The organism is Actomonas aquatica (genome assembly GCF_019679435.2).
GTDB classification, from domain to species: domain Bacteria; phylum Verrucomicrobiota; class Verrucomicrobiia; order Opitutales; family Opitutaceae; genus Actomonas; species Actomonas aquatica.
In genome coordinates, this window is record NZ_CP139781.1 from 4,415,137 (window position 1) to 4,435,891 (window position 20,755).

Consider the following 20,755-nt stretch of genomic DNA (forward strand, 5'->3'; position numbering starts at 1 on the left):
GCCGGGCAGTGCGAGGGGAGGGAGTGGCGGGGAGCCACTCGCTCACGCTCGTAGCCACGGGGGCGGCCGGGCGGAGTGGCTGTGCTTACTTCGCGAAGAGCTGGTCGAGCTCGTCGTCGGGATCGAGGAAGCGGATGGCGGCGATGGTGCCGTCGGCGTTGAAGTCGAAGACGGTGAGTTTGCCCTTCTGCTCGGGGTAGCGATCGAGGAGGTGTTCGTCGTCACCGAGGAGGATGCGGTGGGGATACTTTTTCATCTTGGGCAGGGCGAACATGCGGCCGATGCCGGGCATGCCGTAGATGTTGGCGAGGAAGACGGCGTCGTGTTTCTCGAGCCAGGTGGCGCCCTGCTTTTCGAAGTAGCGGTTGGCGTCTTTGCCGGTGCCCATGACGAAGCTGACGATGAGGTGGCGCGTGTCGCCGCCGGGGGCGACGGTCACGTCCTTCTCGTGCTGGTCTTTGACGGCGATGGTTTCGAACTTGTCGCCGACCTCATAGGTGTCGGTCGGGGTGTCGGCGGCGCCGAGGGCGGCGGCGAACAGGGGCAGGAAAACGAGGGTAAGCAGATTGCGAGCGACGTGGGTAATCATGGGAGGAGATGCAAACGAAGTTGCGGGTAAGAAGCGCAAGGTGGCGTTTCAGGCAAGCTGGGGGGACGAAGTCAGTTCCAGCAAGCGGTCGCTGTTTTGGGCGATGAGATCGGCCGCCTCCCAGCGCGACCACGGCGAATAGTCGGCAAACTCACCGAGGTGAGGCAGTTGCGTGTCGATACAGGCGTCGGCGAAGAGGTGCCAGTCGACCCAGCGGGTGGCGGCGACTTCGGCGGGGTTGGGCGCGACGGGACCGGCGTAGCGACCGATGAAGACCGGGCAGATCTCGTTTTCCCAGAGCTCGGCCCATTGGGCGCGGTAGCGGAAATGGGGCAGGGCGAGAGTGAGCTCGATGCGGGCGGTGATGCCGAGCTCGTAGGCGAGGCGGCGATGGGCGGCGGCCTCGAAGGACTCGCCGGGCAGCGGGTGACCGCAACAGGCGTTGGACCAGACGCCGGGCCAGGTGGGCTTGTGCAGGGCGCGTTGTTGGAAGAGGGCGCGGCCTTGGTCGTCGAAGAGGAAGACGGAAAAGGCGAGGTGCAGGGGCGTGTGGGCGTGATGCACGGTGGCCTTGGGCGCGGTGCCGATGGGCTGGCCGGCGTCATCGACGAGAATGACCTGTTCGGGAAGGGGATTCACGCGGCGCAGCCTAGGCGGCGTGCGTGAACTTGGGGTGAATGGCGGATGAATTTTTGTTCATGCGCTGCCGGGATGCGGGATGCGGGATGCGGGGTGGCGGGGTGGCGGAGAGGCAGGGAGGTTTTAACGCAAAGTCGCAAAGACCGCAAAGCAGGGCGGGACGAGGTGGAATTGGGGGCCACGGATCACGCGGAAAGACACGGATGGGGGGGCGTCGGCGGTCCCAGGCGGGGATAAAGAGAAAGATAAAGAGAAAGAGGAAAGATTGAGGTTAGAGTCCTAGGTCGAATTGGGCGCCGGGGGATTGGCCGCGGGGGGTGAGGCAGGCGGGGTCGTCGCGGGCGGGGGAGTTGACGTAGGGGTCGAGGGCGGTGGCGCTCATGCGGTCGGCGTCAAAGGGGCGCAGGAGCGTGGCGGCGGCGTTGTCGTCGAGTTGAGCGTCGAGCCAGGTGGCGGCGCTGGTTTCGTCGAGGAGGACCGGCATGCGATCGTGGATGCGGTTGAGCAGCCGGTTCGGCACGGTGGTGAGCACGGTGCAACTTTCGATGACGGTGCCGTCGATGGGATCGGTCCAGCGGTCCCAGAGTCCGGCGAAGGCGAGCGGACCGCGGTCGGCACGGGCGAAGAGCCACGGCAGGCGCTCGCGGCCCTGTTTTTCCCATTCGTAAAACCCGCTGCAGGGCAGGACGCAGCGTTGACGGTCGCGCCAGGCGGTGCGGAAGGACGGTTTTTGAGCGACGGTTTCGGCGCGGGCGTTGATCAGGGGGGCGGAAGGGGCGGATCCCTCGCGGGCCCAGTGGGGAATGAGGCCCCAACGCAGGGTGGTGGCTTCGGTGAGGTCGAGTCCGCCGGCGTTGGGCGCGCGGCGCAGCGCGGTGACGGGTGTGGCCGGGGCGATGTTGTAGCGGTCGCGGCCATCGGCCATCTGACCGAGCGGAATGCCGAGGCGTTTGGAAAGGTTGATGGCGTCGCCGAGCTTAAGGGTGAAGCGGGAGCACATGAGGGCGAATGGTGAAAAATGAAGGGAGAGTGGTGAAATGCTACAGCAGGTCGAGCTGGGTGCCGCCGGGGGGGCGGAAGGCGGTGGTGTTGAGCTCGGGGAGGTCGGGGGCGAGGCCGGCGCGGCGGCGGGAGACTTCGAAGAGGTGGTGAATGCTCTCGGCGTGGGGGCCTTCGCCGCGCATGCGGGTGCGCCATTGGGTGACGTTGAGTTCGCCGCCGCGGATTTCGCGGATGCGTGAGAGCACGCGGTCTTTTTTACCCGGATAGTGGGTGTCGAGCCAGTCGGTGAAGAGGGTTTTTACGTCGTGGGGCAGGCGCAGGACGATGCGGCTGGCGGAGCGGGCGCCGGCATTGGCGGCGGCTTGGAGGATCGCCGGAATTTCGTGGTCGGTGAGGCCGGGCACGATGGGGGCGATCATGACACCCACGGGCACGCCGGCGCCGGCGAGTCGGGAAATGGCGTCGAGTCGAGCGGAGGGGCGGGCGGCGCGGGGTTCGAGGCGGCCAGCGAGGTCGGGGTCGAGGCTCGTCATGGTGATGAGCACGGCGGCGCCGTTCCAGGCGGCGAAGTCGGTGAAGAGGTCGAGGTCGCGGGTGATCAGGCGGTTTTTGGTGATGAGGGCGACGGGGTTGCGCAGCTCGAGGGCGACCTCGAGGCATTGGCGGGTGAGGCGGAAGTGGCGCTCGCAGGGTTGGTAGCAGTCGGTCGCACCGCTGAAGGCGACGGGCTCGGGTTGCCAGGAGGGTTTGCTGAGGGCGTCGCGGAGCAGGGCGGGGGCGCGGCGTTTGACGAGAATTTTGGTCTCAAAATCCAGTCCGCTGCTCCAGCCGAGGTAGTTGTGGTAGGGGCGGGCGAAGCAGTAGGCGCAGCCGTGTTCGCAGCCGCGGTAGGGGTTGAGACCAAAGGTGTAGGGGACGTCGGGGCTGTCGTTGCGGGAGAGGATGGAGGCCGAGTCGTCGAAGAAAAACTGGGTGCTGGGGGCGGGGCGTTCGGTGGGATCGTCGCCCCAGTCGGTGGCGGAGGCGGCGGGGTCGAGCTCGACGTGCACGCGCTCAAAGCGACTGGGTGGATTGATCGCGGTGCCGCGGCCGCGCGTGGTGTGGCGCGGGAGGTGGGCGGCGGACGGATCGGACATGGGGTAAGTTGGAAGTAAGACGTAGGAAGTAAGAAGTAAGAAATCCCAGACACGTCCTAAGGTGAGAAGCGGGGTTGCGATGGCACTTGGGGCGGGGCACGGTGTCGGCTTTGTCGTGATGCCGAAACGTTTATTGGGTTGTTTTATCCTGGTGCTGGGGCTGCTGCCGTGCGGAGCGCGGGCGCAGGGGCGTGATGCCGAGGCGGAGCTCAATGAGCTGGTGGCGCTGCAACAAGAGTTGCTGGGGCGGGCAGCGATGGCGGCTTACCAGGAGGAAGTGGAGTCGCTGCGGCCGCGGTTGCAGTCGCTGGTGTTCGACTACGAGCAATACCTGCGGCGCTATCCGAAGAAGGCCGAGGGCTATATCGCCTACTCGATGCTGCTGGGCAGCTCGTTGGTGGATGAGCGCGAACGGGCGAAGGCTTTGTTGTTGAAGGCCAACAACCTCGATCCGGATCTCGCCATCGTGAAGAACCAGCTGGGGAAGTATCTGGCGGAAGAGGGCAAACCGCTGGAGGCATTGAACTATTTTCTGTCGGCGGTGCAGTTGGAGCCGGAGCAGGCGCTGTATCATTTCCAGATTGGGCAGCTGCTGGGCGCGGCGCGCGGGGACTTCCTCGCCAGTGGCGAGTGGACGGCGGAGCAGGTCGACGCGGCGCTGGTGCATGCCTTGCAGGAGGCGGTGCGGCTGGATCCGGACAATTTCGCGTATGCCTACCGCTTGGCGGAGTCGCACTACGACGTGGCGGAGCCGGACTGGCCGGAGGCACTGGCGGCGTGGCAGGCCTTGGCGGCGCGAGCGACGGATCCGCTGCAGCAGCAGATGGTGCAACTGCACGAGGCCAACGTGCTGCTGGCGATGGAGCGGCTGGACGACGCCGAGACGGTTTTGGCGGGAGACTTTGATGCGCCCATGCAGGAGCAGCGGGCGGCGCTGTCGGCGAAGTTGGAGCGGCTGCGCAATCCGCCGCCGGCCCCGGCCGAAGTGACCGCAGCCGAAGCCGGGGCGGTCGCATCGATGAGCGGCAAACCGGCGGCTAAGACGCCCGCGCGGCCGCGGGTGGAGGTGCCGACCTTCCAAGCCGGGGAGCTGCAGGGCGTGGAGACGGTGAACAGCGAGGCGGTGGTGGAGCTGGCCCGCGAGCTGCCGGCTGAGCTGCCGATCGCGCCGCTGGTGGATGACAGTGTGCAGGAGAAGGCGCGGGATGCGAACGCCGCCCTGCGCCCGACGCTCCGGCCGGAAGAGCAGCCCACTCCGCTCGCGCCGCCCGCTCCAGCTCCGCAACCCCAGCCCTGATGCGTGGGTCTTTGATGTTTCCTCACCGCGGGATGCCCGCCTAATTTTGCCGATTCATGCCGTCTCCCTTGAACAAGCTTGAGCGTTGGTTGGAGCCCTTCGCGATCCGCAACATCACGCTCTATCTGGTCATCGCGCAGACCTTCATCTTCCTGTCGCTGGTTTTGCAGCGTTTGGACATGGTCCAGATCGGCTTCATGCCGGCGCTGTTTTTCCAAGGTGAGTGGTGGCGAATCTTCACCTTTGCGGTGATGCCGGCGGGCGACGGGATTTTTACGGTTTTCGCGATCTACCTGTTCTACCTCTACGGCAACGCGCTGGAGCACTACTTCGGGCCGCTGCGCTACAACCTCTTCCTGCTGGTGGGTTACCTGCTGACGGTGGGGCTGGCGTTTCTATCCCCGATGTCGTGGTCGAACAACCTGTTCCTGGGCGGCTCGGTGTTCCTGGCCTTTGCATTCCTGAATCCGGATTTTGTGCTGCACCTGTTCTTCATTCTGCCGGTGAAAATCAAGTGGTTGGCGTGGTTCACCTGGGGGCTTTACGGCATGCAGGTGGTGGCGGGTGACATGGGGTCGCGTTTGGCGGTGTTGGCGGCGACAGGGAACTTCTTCCTCTTTTTTGGCCGCGACATCATTGAGCGCATCCGCACGGGGCGACGTCAGTCGGTGCAGCAGGCCAAGCGCGCCAAACGGAAGGCCGAACTGGCCGCGCCGATGCACACGTGCTCGGTGTGTGGGCGCAACAGCAACGACGATGTCGACCTCGGGTTCCGCTACCGCACCGAAGGCGACAAGGAAGTGTGCTACTGCGAAGATCACCTACCGCCGCGGGAGTGAGATTTTATTAACACCAAGGCAGCAAAGATCGCCAAGCATGAGGGCATCCCAAAGCAGAACATGTTGGGCTCTGACACGCCGTTTCCCCTGTGAATAAGAACGCCGCCAAATTGATCGCTGAGACGGCTTCCCTGCGCACGCCGGGGGACTGGCTGCGCTGGGCCGAAAAGGCGTATGCGCGGCACGATATCGTGACGGCGCAGGTGGCGGACAATGCGCATGACGAGGCGTTGTATCTGATCCTGCGCACGCTGGGGCTGTCGCTGGACAGCAAACCCAAGGTGATGAAGCGGCCGGTGTCGCCGCTGCAGGCGAAGGCGCTGCAGGAGGTGTTTGTCCGGCGGATTCTGGAGCGGGTGCCGGCGGGCTACCTGACGCAGGAAGCCTGGCTGGGACCGTATCGGTTTTTCTGTGACGAGCGCGTGCTGATTCCGCGGAGCTATTTTCTGGAGCTCATTCCGACCCTGGCCGAGCACCTGCCGCCCGGCACGCCGGTGCGCGAGGTGGTGGATGTGTGCACCGGGTCGGCCTGTCTGGCGATCCTGCTGGCGCACGAGTTTCCCGAGGCGCGGGTGGATGGCGTGGACCTTTCGCCGGAGGCGCTGGAGGTGGCGAAGATCAACGTGCGCGATCACGGGGTGGGCGACCGGCTCACGCTGTGGCAGAGCGACGTCTTCGATGCGGTGCCGGTGCGCCAATACGATATCCTGCTGAGCAATCCGCCGTATGAACCGAGCGACCTCTGCGACGACCTGCCGCCGGAGTTTGAGCATGAGCCGCGGCTCGCACTCGATGGAGGGGCGGATGGCTTGGTGATCATCCGCAAACTGCTGCGGCAGGCGGTGGAGCGGCTGCAGCCGCACGGCATCGTGGTGCTGGAAGTCGGCGAGCTGCGGGAGGCGATGGAGCGGACGTGGCCGAAGCTGCGCATGGAGTGGCTCGAGACTTTTGATGGCAGTGATTGTTGCTGCCTGATCCATGCACGGGATCTGGCGCGGGGGCTTTGACGCGTAGTCGCGTGGGGGGACGTAGTGATCGTGCGTCCGTGGGGTGACTGCCCGCAGGCGGGGCCACGCTTTCGCTTTGCTCAAGCGCAGCTACGTCGGGCGGCGGATCTTCATTTTCTCCAATTGGGTAACTCGTGGAGACTCGGCGCATTCGCGGTTTGAATTACGGGATTTGACCCGCTCTGATCGCGGCCATGCACACCACTCCGGAGGATGAGGCCATTCTGGCGATCGAGCGTCCGCATCGCGACCTGCAGAAGTATTATGTCGTAGCGTCCTTCGTGTTGGGACCGCTGTTTTTCATCCCGCTCATCTACGGGCTGATCCGGTTTCAGACCATGCGTTACCGGTTCACCAGCGAGGGCATCTCGATGAGCTGGGGCATCCTCTTTCGGCGCGAGATCATCATCCAGTATTCAAGAATTCAGGACATTCACCTGCGGTCCAATGTGGTCGAGCGTTGGCTGGGTCTGGCGCGGGTGTTGGTGCAGACCGCGAGTGGCAGTGCCAGCGCGGAGATGACGCTGGAGGGGCTCAAGGAATTTGAGGCGGTGCGGGACTTTCTCTACAGCCGCATGCGCGGGGTGAAGGACGACGTGAAGCCGGCGTCGACGCGGCAACCGCCGCCGATGCCGGGAGACGCGACGGTCGGCGCCGGCGCGAGGGTTGGCGGCGCGGGGGGGAGCGCGGAGCTCACGTTGGCGCTGCAGGACGTGGCGGCGGAATTGCGCGGGTTGCGGGCCGATCTGGCGCGGGCGCGCGGTGAGGAGGAGCCGTCATGATGGCGCGGCTCGAAGCGCTGTTGATGCGCATCCTGAAGGTGCCGCACGAACCGGCGCCGCCGGCGGGCGCACCGGGATCGTTGCGCGTCTTTCGCGCGGGCAAAAACTACGTGCGGCTGAAGTTTTTAGGCTGGATGGGCACGCAGGCGGCGGCGGTCTGGGGTATCCTGGTGTCGATCTATTTTATCCGCGAAGTGGAGTATCAGATGCAGCTCGAGCAGGTGGCGGCCGAGCAGGCGGACGTCATTGGCGATAGCCTCGAGCCCGTGTTGGAAGAAGTGGAGCCGGGGGTCTACGTGACCAAGCAGGCGGGCGAGGAGCTGAGTCGGGAGGAGGTATTGCGCAAGTTGGCGGGCGATGAAGTGGAGCGCCGGGATATGATCCACCGCCTGTTGGAGCGTTTTGTGCCGGAGGGGGTGTATCAACTCGCGCGGCGGACGCCGCCGAAGGTGCTGTTTTGGATCAAGATTGGTGAAGCGATCGGTATCGTGGTGTTTGTGGTGCAGTTCTTCTGGTCGCTCGGCTCGCTGTGGCTCGAATACACGCAGCGCTGGTATATGGTGACGGATCGCAGTCTGCGGCTGCGGTGGGGCATCATGAAGATCAACGAAACCACCATGAGTTTTGCCAACCTGCAGCAGGTGACGGTGAAGCAAGGTCCGTTGCAGCGGCTGTTGCGGCTGGCCGATGTGGAGGTGCGTTCGGCGGGGGGGGGCGGCAGCGCGGAGGAGCAGCAGCAATGGGGCGGTGAATCGATGCACCGCAGTGTCTTTCACGCAGTGGAGAATGCCTCGGAGATTCGCGACCTGATCCTGGAGCGCCTGAAGCGGTTTCGACAGGCCGGGCTCGGTGAGCCGGATGACCACAATCAGAATGAGGACGACGAACCGGCGGTGGCGGTGGTGGCGACCGAGCATGTCGGCGGCGATGGCGCGGTGGATGCGGCGACGCTGGTGGCGGCCCGGAGTGTTTTGGCCGAAGTGCGTGCGCTGCGGGAGGCCTTGCGCTAGGTTTCGCGCCGAATGGAAACAGCGGCGTCGACCCGGTTGTTTGGGAGCATCGAGCGGTTTGGCGCGCGGTTGGCGTTGCTGCGGCCGGGCGGGGAGGCGTGGACGCATGCGGAGTTGGCGGTCGCGGCGGATCGTTGGGCGGCGTTGCATCTGAGCGGCCCGGACTGCGGGCGGCGTGGTTTGGTGGCGATCGAGATGGCGCCGGAGTTTGAAGCGATCGTCGCGCTGGTGGGCGCGTGTCGGGCGGGGTGGCCGGTGCTCTTGCTGGGCGAGGGCAAGCTCGCGAGTGAACAGCGCCTGCGGCGGCAGTTTAAACCGGAGGTGGAGTGGACGCGGGAGGCGACCGGATGGCGGGTGCGGCGGGACGCTTGGCAGGCGTTGCCACCCGAGCCGGTGAGCCTGCCGGTGGAGCCGCCGCCGTTGCCGGGGGAGTTGCCGGCGATGGAGCTGGAGTTGGCGGTGAGGGAAGAGGCGCCGGCAGAGCCGCACGAGGAGCTGGCGATGTTGCTCACGACCTCGGGCTCGACCGGGGAGCCGAAGCTGGTGCGGCTGTCGACGCGCAATCTGGTGAGCAACGCGATGTCGATCGCGTGGTATTTGGGCATCGAACCGGACGAGCGGGCGATCACCTCGCTGCCGCTGCATTACTCGTATGGGCTGTCGGTGTTGACCTCGCACCTGTTGCATGGGGCGGCGCTGGTGCTGTCAGCGCACAGCGTGAGTGAGCGGGCGTTTTGGGAGGACTTTGAGCTGGGCGGGGCAACGAGTTTCGCCGGCGTGCCGCTGATGTATGAAACGCTGGCGCATCTCGGCATGCTGGAGCGGCCGTTATCGGGATTGCGCACGCTGACGCAGGCGGGCGGGCGGCTGGAGCCGGTGTTGGTGAAACGTTTCGCGGACTGGGCGGCGGCGCAGGGCACGCGGTTTTATGTGATGTATGGGCAGACGGAGGCGGCGCCGCGCATGGCGTTTTTGCCGCCGGAGCAGGTGGCGGCACATCCCGACTGCATCGGGCAGGCGGTTCCGGGTGGGGAGCTGAGGGTCGAGAATGAGGCGGGCGAGGTGATCGACGAGGATGGCGTGGCGGGAGAGCTGGTTTATCGCGGGCCCAATGTGATGATGGGTTACGCGACGGCGCGGGCGGATCTGGCGCGGGGAGCGGAGGTGGCCGAGCTGCGCACGGGGGACATCGCGGAGCGCACGCGGGACGGACTGTGGCGGATCGTGGGGCGGTCGAGTCGGTTTGTGAAAATCGCGGGGTTGCGGGTGTCGTTGGACGGCATTGAAAGCGACCTGCGCGAGGTCGGCGTGCGGGCGAAGGTGGCGGGCGATGATCGGCGCATCGTGATCGGCGTGGTGGAGCCGGGGGTGCCGCCGGCAGGTTTGGCGGGGGTGTGGTCGCGGCGGTTGGGGGTGCCGGCGCGGGCGGTGCGGGTGGTGGCCTTGCGCGAGGTGCCGGTGTTGGCCAATGGCAAGACGGACCATGCGGCAATTTTGGCGCGCGGTGGGCCGGTGGAACAGCCGGGGGCGGATTCGGCGCTGCGGCGGGAGTTGGCGTCGATTCTGGGTCGGGAGCGGCTGGATGATGAGGAGAGTTTTGTGAGTGCCGGCGGGGACTCGCTGAATCTGGTGGAAGGGGCGATCGCGGTGGAGCGTTTTTACGGGGAGCGGGTGCCGGGCTGGGAGTGTCTGCCGATGGCGGAGTTGTGTCGGGAAAATCCGGATACGCTGCCGGAACGCGGACGGGATGATCCGTTGCTGGTGGCGCGGTCGATCGCGCTGTGGCTGGCGATGAGCGCGCACGTGGTGTTCAAGTTCGACCTGTGGCAGTGGATTCCGAAGACGCTGGTGGCGACGGCGTTTGCGACGCCGTTGCTGTTGGTGGTGTTTGGGTGGGGACTGGCGCGGAAGTTTGCGCGAGACGGCGTGCGGCTGTGGCCGTGGACGGCGGCGGCGAAGCGTCACGCGGCGGTCGGGGGGCGGTTGCGTTTTCGGGAGGTGAGCCGTTGGTGCTGGCCGTTGGCGGGCACGTATTACGGGGCGATTGTGATCACGATGTTGGCGCAGGGAGTGGGCGGTGAGATGACGTGGGAGCAGGTCGGGCGGGCGTTGTATTTTAACGAGGAAGGCATCTACGCGGGCATCTGGATGACGTATTTCTGGATGGTGTTGGTGGCGCCGTTTTTGGTCTGGCCGGTGAAGCGGTGGGGCGTGTTGGGGGTCTTGGTGGTGACGGTGCCGCCGTGGTGGGTGTGGCAGGACCTGACGAGGGCCCCGGAGGTGAATTATTTCTGGGGGCACGTGTTTGGCTGGGGCGGGGTGACCGGGCCGAGCGTGCTGCACGCGACCAGCTTTGTGGTGTTTGGCTTTTTACTGGGCGGGCTGCTGAGCCGCTGGTGGAAGGCGCTACTGGTCGTGGGCGTGTTGGTTTGGACGGGTTGGCTGTTTAACCAGCATCTGAATCGGCTGGGCTTGGAGACGGTGTGGCAGTTGCTGGCTTACCAGGAATACCGGCGGCTCACGCATCCGGTTTACATGGCCTTTGGCGCGACCGGGGCGCTGTTGTTCACCAGCATTGGTTGGGTGATGGCGCGGGTGCCGCGCTCGCCGGCGTCGTTGCGCGACATCTTCTACAGCTTTGGGCGGAGCTCGGTGTTCGCCTACGTATTCGGAAACATAATACTGGTGTTCACGCCGCAGCGGTTCACCGACGCGGCGGTCCGTCTCGTCGCCACGATGGTCCCGCCGGGGTGGTCGCCGGAGCTCGTCTTCGGGTTGGTTTACGGCGTGGTGTTTCTGCTGGGACTGGCGCTGATCACGGACGACGTGACGCGGTGGCGGCCGCGGATGTTTGGGCGGCTGGCGCGGGGCTTGCGGGCGGGCAACCTGTGGCTGATGCGAGTGATCCGTCCGCGACGGCGGGCGGCGGTGCGAGGTTAACCGCGCACTGGGAGGATCACGGCGAGAATCAGGATGATGGCCGCGGCGGAGCCGAGGCCGAGCCCGAGGAGCCACGGACGGCGCATCGCGGCGATGCGTTTGAGCCAAGCGGTGTGCAGCGCCAGGTGGGCGAGCACCATGGCGCCCATGGCGTAACCGACCCAGGTGTGGATCCCGCCCCAACCGTGGCGGCTGAGACCGAGAATGGTGAGGTCGTGGTAGGCGCGCCCTTGGGGCAGGCGTTCGGCCATGATCCAGCCGGAGCCCATCATGAAAGCGCCCGCCAGCAGCAGCGCGAGGTTGAGGGTGCGATTGAGGAGGGTGCGGGTAGGGGCAGTCACAACCGTAAGATGACGGTGGTGAACCGGCGGGTGACGTGCGAAGGGGCGGAGTGGTGGGGAGCGGGGGCGAGCGGGGGACCACTCGCTCACGCTTGTAGCCACGGGGGGCGGGACGAAATCAGGCGGAGGGGCGTTGGCCGTGGAGTTGGAGGACGGCGGCGCGGCCGGTGTGGCCGGTGCCTTCGACGACGTCGCGCTCGATTTCCTGGGCGGTGAGCCAGGTGAGGCCGGGGAACTCAGTCACGATCTCGGCCCGGCGCATGAGCAGGGGCGGGTTGTTGATGGGGCCGCCGGTGCGGTGGTTCAGCTGCTCCGGGGTGTAGGCTTCGAGAATGAGGTGGCCCCCGGGGCGCAGGCCGGCGGCGGCGCGGGCGTGAACCTGGCGGCGCAGGTCGGGCGGCAGGTGGCAGAAGATGGAGACCACGGCGTCCCAAGCGCCGGGGGCGATGGTGAAGGTGGCGAGGTCGGCGGTGAGGGTGGTGATGCTCACACCATGTTGGGCGGCGAGTTCGCGGGCCTTGGCGAGGCCGGTGGCGCTTTGGTCGACGGCGGTGACAGTGTGGCCGAGGCGGGCGAGGTGGACGGCGTTGCGACCTTCGCCCTCAGCCAAGCAGAGCACCTTGGATTGGGGCGGCAGTGACGACGCGCAGGCAGCGAGGAAATCGTTGGGGGCGGTGCCAAACACGTAGTCGGTGCCGGCGGTGCCGTAGCGGTTGTCCCAAAAGTCGGAGCCGTAGGACGGAGGAGGCGTGGAATCGGAGTCGGACATTAAGGAGTGGATTTAGCGGGTGGTTCGTCGGCGGCGCGGGTGGGGAGATCGGCGGCTTGCCAGTCGCGGAAACCGCCGACGTTGGCGACGGTGAAGCCCTCGGCGGCGAGCGCGGCGGCGGCCTGGCCGGAGCGGTTGCCAGAGCGGCAGTAGAGGAGCAGCGGGGTGTGGTGGGCCTTGGCGTCGGCGAGGGTTTCGGCCCAGGCGGAGCGGTCGCCGCGGAGATTGCTGAGGGCGTGCAGGCGGGCGGGGGCGGCGACGCCGGTGTCGGCCCATTCGGCGGCTTCGCGGACGTCGATGAGGATGGCTTCACCGGCGGCGACTTGGGCGGCAGCTTCAGTCGGGGAGATGCGCGGGATGTTGGATTGGGCGCAGGCGGTGAGGGCGAGGCAGCAGAGGCCGAGCAGGGCGGTGAAAAGGGAGTGACGGCGTGGGTGTGGGGTCATGCTCGCACGGTGGGCCACGCTTTCGCTTTGCTCAAGCGCAGCTACGAATTGCGGGGCGTGGTGGGGAAACCGCAGCTACGGGGTGGTGGGCTCGGGGAGGGGGACGGTTTGGGGGCCGTGGGTATCGGTGCCGAGGTTTTGCAGGGCGAGGTCCACGAGCACGGGAAAAGGCGTGGGCGGATCGCCGGCGGGTTGGTCGCTCATGGCTTCCACGAGCCAGAGTTCGCCGTCGTCGTCGGCGTGGGCGGGGGAGGTCGTGCGGGTGGCCCAGAGGGCGAGCACGTTGCGTTGGCGGAGGACGGTGCGCTGAGGGATGTTGGAATCGAAGCGGGCTTCGTCGGTCACGTTGTCACCGAGGTTGCCGGTCATGATGACTTCGCCTTCCGGCCCGAGGATCATCTCGCCGGAACCGTGGCGGTCGTCGTGCATGAGACGGTTGTAGCGGCCGATCATGCCAGCGGCGTTTTTGTAGCGCAGGGAGTCGGGGTTGTCGGCGGCGGGTGGACCTTCGAGGGAGCCGACTTGTTGTTCCTGGTGCAGGTCGGTAATGGCGGCGATCCAAACGATGGCATCCGGGGACGCGTCGGCGACGGCGGGGGTGAAGCCTTGGCGGGCGAGGGTGGCGAAGAGCGCGGAGAGGTCGGGCTGGATGAGGTCGCGGCTCTTGGCGTTGACGTAGCGCAGGGTGTAGGTGCGCGGCTCGGTCGCGGCTGGCGTCGGTGTATCCGTGGTAGCCATACGCGGGGCGCGGGCGGCTTGGACGGTGAGGGAGGACGCGGTGTGGGAGGTTGTCGTCTCGCAGCCGGCGAGCAGGAAGGCGATGCCGGTCAGGGCGAGGAGGAGGGGCTGGACGCGCGGGGTGGGGTGTGGCATGGCGGCGGGGCGACCGGGGTCGACGACCCCGGCTACAGCGGTGGAGTGGCTTTGGGGGAGGGAGCGGAGCGGAAGGGGGTGAGGGCGCTGCGGGCGATGTTGGCGGCGTAGTTGCGCAGGTCGTCGAGCAGGAGGTAGAAGAGCGGCACCACGACGAGGGTGAGCACGGTCGACATGATGAGCCCGCCGATCATGGCGCGGCCCATGGGGGAGTAGGGCATGCCGATCATCTGGGAGTTGCCGAGGGCCATGGGGATGAGGCCGCAGACAGTCGTGCAGGTCGTCATGAGGATGGGACGCAGGCGTTGCTGGCCGGCTTGGACGAGGGCATCGAGGCGGGAGACACCTTCTTCGCGGAGGCGGTTGGTGAGATCGACGAGCACGATGGCGTTGTTCACAACGACGCCGATGAGGATGACCATGCCGATCATGGCCATCATGTTCATTTCGGTGCCGGTGATGAAGAGGGCCCAGTAGACGCCGAGGAAGGAGAAGGGCACGGCGATGATGACGGCGAGTGGCAGGATGAAGGACTCAAAGAGCACGCCCATGAGCAGGAAGACGAAGGTGATCGAAAGCAGCATGGCGAACTGCTGGGCCTGGTTGCTTTCCTGCAGGCGGACCCAGCGCAGGCCCTTGTCCCAGCGGTAGCCGCGGGGCATGGGGAAGTCTGCCATGACCTCGTCGACCTGGGCCATGACCTTTTGGTATTGGGGCATGGTGGTGCGGGCGGTGACGTTGAGGGTGGTGAGGCGGTTTTGGCGGGAGATTTGGCCGAGGGTTTTTTCGACGGTGAGATCGGCGACGGATTCGAGCGGCACCTCGCGTCCGTTTTCGGTGAAGAAGGTCATGGATTTGAGGTCGTCGATGCGCTGGTTTTCGGCGTCTTCGAGCTGCACCTGGATGCGCACATCGCGGCCGTCGGGGGCGTAGTAGCGGCCGACCTCCATGCCGCGCATGGAGTAGGAAATGGAACCGGAGACCTGGCGCGGGTCGACGCCGAGTTCGCGGGAGCGATCGCGGTTGATTTGGACCTGCAGCTCGTTGCCGCCGCGTTCCATGGAGGTCTCGACGCCGAGGACGCCGTCGATGGAGCGGAGGCGGTCGGCGGCTTGTTCGGCGAGGCCCATGAGGGTGGAGGTGTCGTCGCCGTAGAGGGTGATGGTGATGCGGCCCACGCCGCCGGAGTCGCCCCAGCGGCGGGTGCGGAACTCCACGCCGGGCGGGGTCTCGAAGTTGTCGCGGAAGTGTTTTTCAATCTCCGGCTTGGTCATTTGGGGTTTTCGCAGGCCGAGGCCGACGAGGGAGTTGTGCCAGACGACCTCATACCACTCGGACGGTTCGTTGTCCTGGAAGCGGGCTTGGACGCGGCCGTTGGAGCGACCGAAGCGGGTTTCGATGCTGGAGAAGTTGTAGGTGTCCTTGTTGGCCTGGAGGTAGTCCTCGACCGTTTTCATGAAGGCGTCGGATTCGGCGAACTCGTTGCCGGAGGGCAGTTCGAAGAAGAAACGCATGTTGTTCTCTTCGTCGCCGCCCTGGTCGCGGGCCTGTTTCACCTGGCTGATGGGAATCGCGATGGTGCAGAAGGTGGCGAGCACGATGAGGCTGGCTTCGATGCGGTGGTGAAGGGTCCAACGCAGCACCGAGGTGTAGTGACGGCGCATCCAACCGATGGTCTTGGGCTCGTGGTGGCGGTGACCGCGGGACAGGCGTTTGGACGCGAGCGGCACGAAGACGAGCGCGATGAAAAGGGATGCGAGGAGCGAGGCGATGACCGGCATGCCGATGCGCAGCATCCAGAAGGAAAACTCGGCGTCGTCGCTCATGAGGATGAGCGGCAGGAACACGACAACGGTGGTGAGCGTGGCCATGGTCACGGCGAGACCGACCTCGCCGGCGCCGCTGATGGCGGCCTGGGTGGCTTCGCCGCCGAGCTGCCGTTTGCGGTAGATGTTTTCGGTGATGACGATGGCGTTATCGACCACGAGGCCGACGCTGAGGAGCAGGCCCATCATGGTGGCGAGGTTGAGCGTCCAACCCATGAAGTAGACCACCACGAGCGTGCACAGCAGGGAGAGCGGGATGGCGAGGGTGAGGATGCCGGTCATGCGCGGGGCGCGCAGGAAGGCATAGATGACGAGGGCGGCGAAGAATCCGCCCCACAGGCCGGTGGATTTGAGATTGTCGATGGACTCACGCACGTGCGTGCCCTGATCCCAGAAAACCTCGTAGCGCAGGCCGGCGAGTTGGGGGTCGGCGGTGAGTTCGTCGAGGGCGGCGCGGACACCGCGGGAGATGGCCTCGATGTTGCCGGTGGATTCGCGGGTGACCTCCATGCCGATGGCGGGGCGGCCGTCGATGCGGTAGGCCCAGTCGCGTTCGCTGGAGCGGTAGCGCACGTCGGCGATGTCGCCGAGGGTGAGGCGGTGGGCGGGGTCGACGATAAGGGCGCGCATCTCTTCGACGGTGCGCAGGCGGCCGAGGGAGCGCACGTAGACCTTGCTGCCGCCCTCCATGATCCAGCCGCTGGAGAGGTCGAAGTTCTGATTGCGGAGGAGTTGGATGAGGGTGTTGGGATCGATGCGGTGGGAGCGGAGGCGCTCGTCGATGAGGTCGATGCGGATCTCCTTGTTTTCGACGCCCCAGGTATCGACGTTGCCCACGCCATCGACGCGTTGCACGGCGGGTTCGATGACGGTTTCAAGGACGTAGGCCTTGTCGACGATCTGCTCGGGCAGATCGAGGATGAGATACATGATGGGAATGTCGTTCTCGTCCCAGCGGCGCAGGCGGATGCGGTCGACGTCCTCGGGCATCTCGGGCATGAGGCGGTCCATGCGGTCCTGCAGGTCGGCGTAGGCGAGCTGCATATCGACGTCGTTTTGGAAGGTGATGCGGCTGAAGGTGCGGCCGGAGTTAACGAAGCTGTTGATCTCGCGAACGCCGCTGATGGTGCCGATGGCTTCCTCGATGGGGCGGGTGATCTTCTCTTCGATGTCGCGGGCGGAGGCGTTGCCGTAGCTCACATGCACGCCGAGGCTCTTGCCCTCCATGCCGGCGGGGAAGAGTTCGACGGGGATGCGTTGGTTGGCGATGAAGCCGACCACGAGGATGGCGCAGAGGATCATCAACACCGTCACCGGGCGGGTGACGGAGAAGCGCGGCAGGGAATAGGCGATGGGTTCGCGGGGGCGCATCTCGATGTAAGATGTTGGATGTTCGAGGTAAGAGGTGGACCTAGCTGTTTACCTTCCGGTGGCCGCCGAATTGGGCGTAGAGGGTGGGGACGATGACGAGGGTGAGCACGGTGGAGAGGGCCAGACCGGCGATGACGGTGATGGCCATGGGCGTGCGGATCTCGGAGCCCTCACCGAGACCGAGGGCCATGGGCGCGAGGCCGAGCACGGTGGTGAGGGTGGTCATGAGGATGGGGCGGAGGCGGGCGCGACCGGCTTCGATGATGGCTTCGGTGCGCTCGATGCCGCGGTCCTGCAGGGTGTTGATGTAGTCGATGAGCACGATGGCGTTGTTGACCACGATGCCGGCGAGGATGATGAGGCCGATGAAGACCATGATGCTCACGGAGGTGCCGGTGAGGTAGAGCGCGCCGATGACGCCGATGAGGGCGAGGGGCACGGTCATCATGATGAGGAAGGGCTGGATGAGCGACTCGAACTGGCTCGCCATGACGATGTAGACGAGGAACAGGGCGAGGGCGAAGGCGAGGAGCAGGCTGTTGATGGAGGTCTGCATTTCCTCGTTCTGGCCGGAGACGGCGTAGTCAAAGCCGGTGGGGAAATCGATGCTCTCCATCACGGACACGATTTCGCGCGAGACGGTGGCGAGGTCGGCGCCGGAGAGGTTGGCGTAGATGACGGCGGTGCGGGTCTGATCGATGCGGCGGATCTCGCTGGGACCTTCGGACACGCGCAGGTCGGCAACGGCGGAGAGCGGGATAGGGATCTCGCCGCCGGGATTGACGATGAGTTGGGAGAGTTCGGCGAGACCGAGACGGTCGTCTTCCTGGAGGCGCACGAGGATGTCGATGAGGCGCTCGGCCTGGCGGTATTCGGTGGCGACGTCGCCCTGAACCTTGTTGCGCACGAGTTCGGCGACGGTGCGCAGGGAGAGGCCGTATTCGGCGAGGCGGTCGCGGTGGTAGATGATGCGAATCTCGGGGTTGCCGGATTGGAGCGAGGAACGCACGTCGACGAGGCCGGGGATTTCGGCGAGGCGGGCCTCGGCGGTGCGGGAGAGGTTTTTGAGGGTCTCCAACTCGTGTCCGCGCACTTCGACTTCGACCGGGCTCTTGAAAGAGAAGAGCGCGGGGTAGGTGACCTCGAGTTTGAGTTCGGGGAAGTCGCGGAACTTTTGGCGAATGCGTTCGATGACGGCCTCCTCGGCGGAGAGGGGCGTGCCGGTCTTGAGACGCACGGTGAGGCGGGCGGTGTGTTCGCCGGCTTCGGAGGCGCGGGTGGCGTTGTCTTCGGCGCCGGCGGTGAGGGCGGTGAGGGCGACCTCGGGTTCCACGCGGACGGCCTCGTCGATCAGGTTGGTGACCTCGTAAGTGCGTTCGAGCGGCGTGCCGACGGGCAGGGTGATATCGAGGTTAAACTCGCCCTGGTGGACTTGGGGAATGAGTTCGCGGCCGAGGCGCGGTAGGAGGAGCAACCAGCAGGCGGCGAAGAGCGCGGCGGCGGTGCCCATGACAGCCCAGCGTTGATCGAGGGCGCGGCGGAGGATGCGCGGGTAGGTGTTTTGCAGGAGGTCGAAGCCGCGGTTGAAGGTGGCGAGACCGGGGGCGACGAGCGGCTGGAGGACGAGCGCACCGAGGCGGATGATGAGCAGGACGGTGGCGGCGATCCAGAGGGCGATGGCCTGCAGAACGGTGCTGGCGGTGCGGATGAAGAGGGTGAAGACGAAACGCAGCAGCAAGAAGGGCAGCACGAACACAACGAAGAGCGCGCGGATAGCTTTGAAGAACAGGTTGCGCCCGCGACTGATCCACGCGGCGAAGGTTGCGCAGCCGGAGCCGAACGCGGTGGCGGCGGTGAAGCGCAACAAGCCGGGCCAGATGACCTCACCCGCAAACGGACCGCAGCTGTCGTCGGCCAGCCAGCTGGTCAGGCGAGTCCAGAGCGAAGTGCCGGGGGCGGCTTTGCGGCCGAGGAGCCAGAGCAGGGGACTGAGGACGACGGCCAGCAGCGATATCAGAATTTTGGATACGAGGGCGACGGGCAGCAGGAGCACCCAGAGGGTGCGCACGAGGTAGAGGCCGATGCCGGTGACGGTGTCGCGCAGACGTTGGCCCCAGGACTCGTTGGCGGTGGCGCGGGGGAATTGGAGGAACTGCCCCTGGGCGAGTTTTTCGCCGACGGCCTGGCTGTTGCCGGTGAAGTCGCGCGAGGCGAGCATGGGGATGAAGAACAGCGCGGCGAAGAGGGAGGCCAGCAGGGAGAAGACGACGGTGAGGGCCATGTCGCCGAAGACCTGGCCGGCGACCCCTTCGACGAACACGATCGGGAAAAAGACGGCGACGGTGGTGGCGGTGGACGCGGTGACGGCCATGCCGACCTCGCTGACGCCGCGGACGACGGCGGTCTGCAGGTCGTCGCCCTCCTCGCGACAACGGTAGATGCTCTCGAGGACGACGATGGCGTTGTCGACAAGCATGCCGACGCCGAGGGCGAGACCGCCGAGCGAGATGATGTTGAGGGAAACCCCGGTCATGAACATCGGCGCGAAGGTGGCGACGATGGAAATGGGGATGCAGATACCGATGATGAGGGTCTGGCCGAGGTTGCGCAGGAAGACGAAGAGCACGCCGACGGCGATGATGGCGCCGAAGATGGCGTTGTTCTTCACCTCATCGATGGAGTTGCGGATGAAGATGGATTGGTCGGCGAGGGTCTGGATGCTCGAGTCGGCCGGGAGCTGGAAGGCCACGAAGTCGGTGTTGGCGCGGTGGCGGAGGACGCGCTGGGCCTCGGCTTGGCGGGCGGCGAAACCGGCGCCGCCGGGGCCACCCCGACCGCCGGGGGCGCGGGCGGAAGCGGCGGCGGCCTGCATCTGTTTGCGCTCTTCGGCGGTGGGCGGGGGCAAGGAACCGTCGGGCGGGAGCGTGGCGACGTAGGCCTGTTGGGCGGGGGTGCCGTAGATGGCTTCGGTCACGCGGCGGGCGACCTCGACGATGTTGGCGTCGGCTTCCTTGTAGATCTCGATCTCGATGCTCTCGTGGCCATCGACGGCGGTGATGACCTCGCGGTCCTTGTGGTAGCGGGAGACCTCGGCGATGTCGCGCAGGCGGATATCGACGCCGTTTTGGCGGGTGACGATGAGGGCCTCGACCTCGGCGAGGGACTGGAACTCGTTCATCGTGCGGATGAGGTATTCCGTCTGGCCCTCGCGCAGGTTGCCGCCGGGGAGGTTCACGTTGCCCTGGGAAAGGCGTTGGCTGACCTGGTTGATGTTGAGGTTGAGGGTGGAGAGACGGGATTCGTCGATGGCGACGAGGTAGAGTTCCTCGAGACCGCCCTTGATCTTGGCGGCGGCGACGCCGTCGAGGGCTTCGAGGCGGCGCTTGATGTCATACTCGGCGAGGTAGCGCAGGTCGTAGAGGTCCTGCGGGCCGGCGAGGCCGAGGCGCATGATGGGATCGAGGGTGGGATCGTAGCGCAGGAGGAGGGGGCGCTCGGCGTCGTCGGGGAGGCGGACCTGGTCGACCTTTTCGCGGATGTCGGCGGCAGCGACGTTCATGTCGGTTTCCCATTGGAACTCGAGGATGACGTCGGACTGGCCGGCTTTGGAGATGGAGGAGATGGAGGTGAGGCCCGGGACGATGCCGAGCTCCTGTTCGAGGCGCTGGGAGATGGTGGTCTCAATTTCCTCGGGGGCGCTGCCGGGGTATTCGGTGCGCACGGTCAGGGACGGGTAGCTCATGTCGGGCATGAGCGTGAGGGCGAGGCGGTTGTAGGAAACCCAGCCAAAGACGGCGACCGCCATGACGACCATGAGGATGGCGACAGGGCGGCGGGTGGTGAAAGCGAAGCGCGAGTCCTCGGGACGGAACGACATGGAATGTAAGA

At 66.1% G+C, this 20,755-nt stretch carries 16 protein-coding genes; 6 read left to right on the top strand and 10 right to left on the bottom strand.

Translation table 11 applies throughout. From position 1 onward, the window contains the following. Positions 1-85: 85 nt before the first annotated feature. From K1X11_RS16805 to K1X11_RS16820, 4 genes are all read right to left on the bottom strand, one after another. The gene (locus K1X11_RS16805) at positions 86-589 is read right to left on the bottom strand and encodes a hypothetical protein (RefSeq protein WP_221031399.1); all 504 of its coding nucleotides are present in this window, start codon (positions 587-589) and stop codon (positions 86-88) included. 48 nt (positions 590-637) lie between these two features. Beyond that, positions 638-1,228 carry an isopentenyl-diphosphate Delta-isomerase gene (gene idi / locus K1X11_RS16810; RefSeq protein ID WP_221031400.1) on the bottom strand — a complete coding sequence of 197 codons (591 nt, stop codon included), beginning with the start codon at positions 1,226-1,228 and terminating at the stop codon, positions 638-640. A 271-nt stretch (positions 1,229-1,499) separates the two neighbouring features. Beyond that, a complete protein-coding gene (locus K1X11_RS16815) occupies positions 1,500-2,228 on the bottom strand; it encodes an SOS response-associated peptidase (protein WP_221031401.1) in 729 nt (242 codons plus the stop codon). A 40-nt stretch (positions 2,229-2,268) separates the two neighbouring features. Next, a complete protein-coding gene (locus K1X11_RS16820; RefSeq protein WP_221031402.1) occupies positions 2,269-3,366 on the bottom strand; it encodes a PA0069 family radical SAM protein in 1,098 nt (365 codons plus the stop codon). 118 nt (positions 3,367-3,484) lie between these two features. On the opposite strand from K1X11_RS16820, the gene K1X11_RS16825 reads away from it, so the two are divergent. The 6 genes from K1X11_RS16825 to K1X11_RS16850 all read left to right on the top strand — a co-directional run bounded on the left by K1X11_RS16825 (position 3,485) and on the right by K1X11_RS16850 (position 11,241). Next, positions 3,485-4,663 carry a tetratricopeptide repeat protein gene (locus K1X11_RS16825; protein ID WP_221031403.1) on the top strand — a complete coding sequence of 393 codons (1,179 nt, stop codon included), beginning with the start codon at positions 3,485-3,487 and terminating at the stop codon, positions 4,661-4,663. A gap of 56 nt (positions 4,664-4,719) precedes the next feature. Next, the gene (locus K1X11_RS16830) at positions 4,720-5,502 is read left to right on the top strand and encodes a rhomboid family protein (protein ID WP_221031404.1); all 783 of its coding nucleotides are present in this window, start codon (positions 4,720-4,722) and stop codon (positions 5,500-5,502) included. A gap of 89 nt (positions 5,503-5,591) precedes the next feature. After that, complete coding sequence (gene prmB, locus K1X11_RS16835; protein WP_221031405.1) at positions 5,592-6,509, top strand: 50S ribosomal protein L3 N(5)-glutamine methyltransferase; 918 nt, start codon at positions 5,592-5,594, stop codon at positions 6,507-6,509. A 194-nt stretch (positions 6,510-6,703) separates the two neighbouring features. Then, the gene (locus K1X11_RS16840) at positions 6,704-7,291 is read left to right on the top strand and encodes a PH domain-containing protein (protein WP_221031406.1); all 588 of its coding nucleotides are present in this window, start codon (positions 6,704-6,706) and stop codon (positions 7,289-7,291) included. Continuing rightward, entirely contained in the window at positions 7,288-8,301 is a 1,014-nt protein-coding gene (locus K1X11_RS16845) for a PH domain-containing protein (protein WP_221031407.1), read from the top strand. Before K1X11_RS16840 ends, K1X11_RS16845 begins: the two co-directional genes overlap by 4 nt. A 12-nt stretch (positions 8,302-8,313) precedes the next feature. Beyond that, entirely contained in the window at positions 8,314-11,241 is a 2,928-nt protein-coding gene (locus tag K1X11_RS16850; RefSeq protein WP_221031408.1) for a non-ribosomal peptide synthetase, read from the top strand. Here the strand turns inward: K1X11_RS16850 and K1X11_RS16855 are convergent. From K1X11_RS16855 to K1X11_RS16880, 6 genes are all read right to left on the bottom strand, one after another. Further along, entirely contained in the window at positions 11,238-11,582 is a 345-nt protein-coding gene (locus K1X11_RS16855; protein WP_221031409.1) for a DUF4405 domain-containing protein, read from the bottom strand. The two genes, K1X11_RS16850 and K1X11_RS16855, sit on opposite strands and share 4 nt — an antisense overlap. Positions 11,583-11,700: 118 nt before the next feature. After that, complete coding sequence (locus K1X11_RS16860) at positions 11,701-12,351, bottom strand: SAM-dependent methyltransferase (RefSeq protein ID WP_221031410.1); 651 nt, start codon at positions 12,349-12,351, stop codon at positions 11,701-11,703. Further along, positions 12,351-12,797 carry a rhodanese-like domain-containing protein gene (locus K1X11_RS16865; protein ID WP_221031411.1) on the bottom strand — a complete coding sequence of 149 codons (447 nt, stop codon included), beginning with the start codon at positions 12,795-12,797 and terminating at the stop codon, positions 12,351-12,353. The genes K1X11_RS16860 and K1X11_RS16865 overlap by 1 nt, the downstream gene beginning before the upstream one ends. Before the next feature lie 75 nt (positions 12,798-12,872). Next, a complete protein-coding gene (locus K1X11_RS16870) occupies positions 12,873-13,670 on the bottom strand; it encodes a hypothetical protein (RefSeq protein WP_221031412.1) in 798 nt (265 codons plus the stop codon). Between the two features lie 32 nt (positions 13,671-13,702). Further along, positions 13,703-16,867, bottom strand: coding sequence for an efflux RND transporter permease subunit (locus K1X11_RS16875; RefSeq protein WP_221031413.1), 3,165 nt, complete (start codon positions 16,865-16,867; stop codon positions 13,703-13,705). 40 nt (positions 16,868-16,907) lie between these two features. Continuing rightward, positions 16,908-20,744 carry an efflux RND transporter permease subunit gene (locus K1X11_RS16880; protein WP_221031414.1) on the bottom strand — a complete coding sequence of 1,279 codons (3,837 nt, stop codon included), beginning with the start codon at positions 20,742-20,744 and terminating at the stop codon, positions 16,908-16,910. Positions 20,745-20,755: the final 11 nt, after the last annotated feature.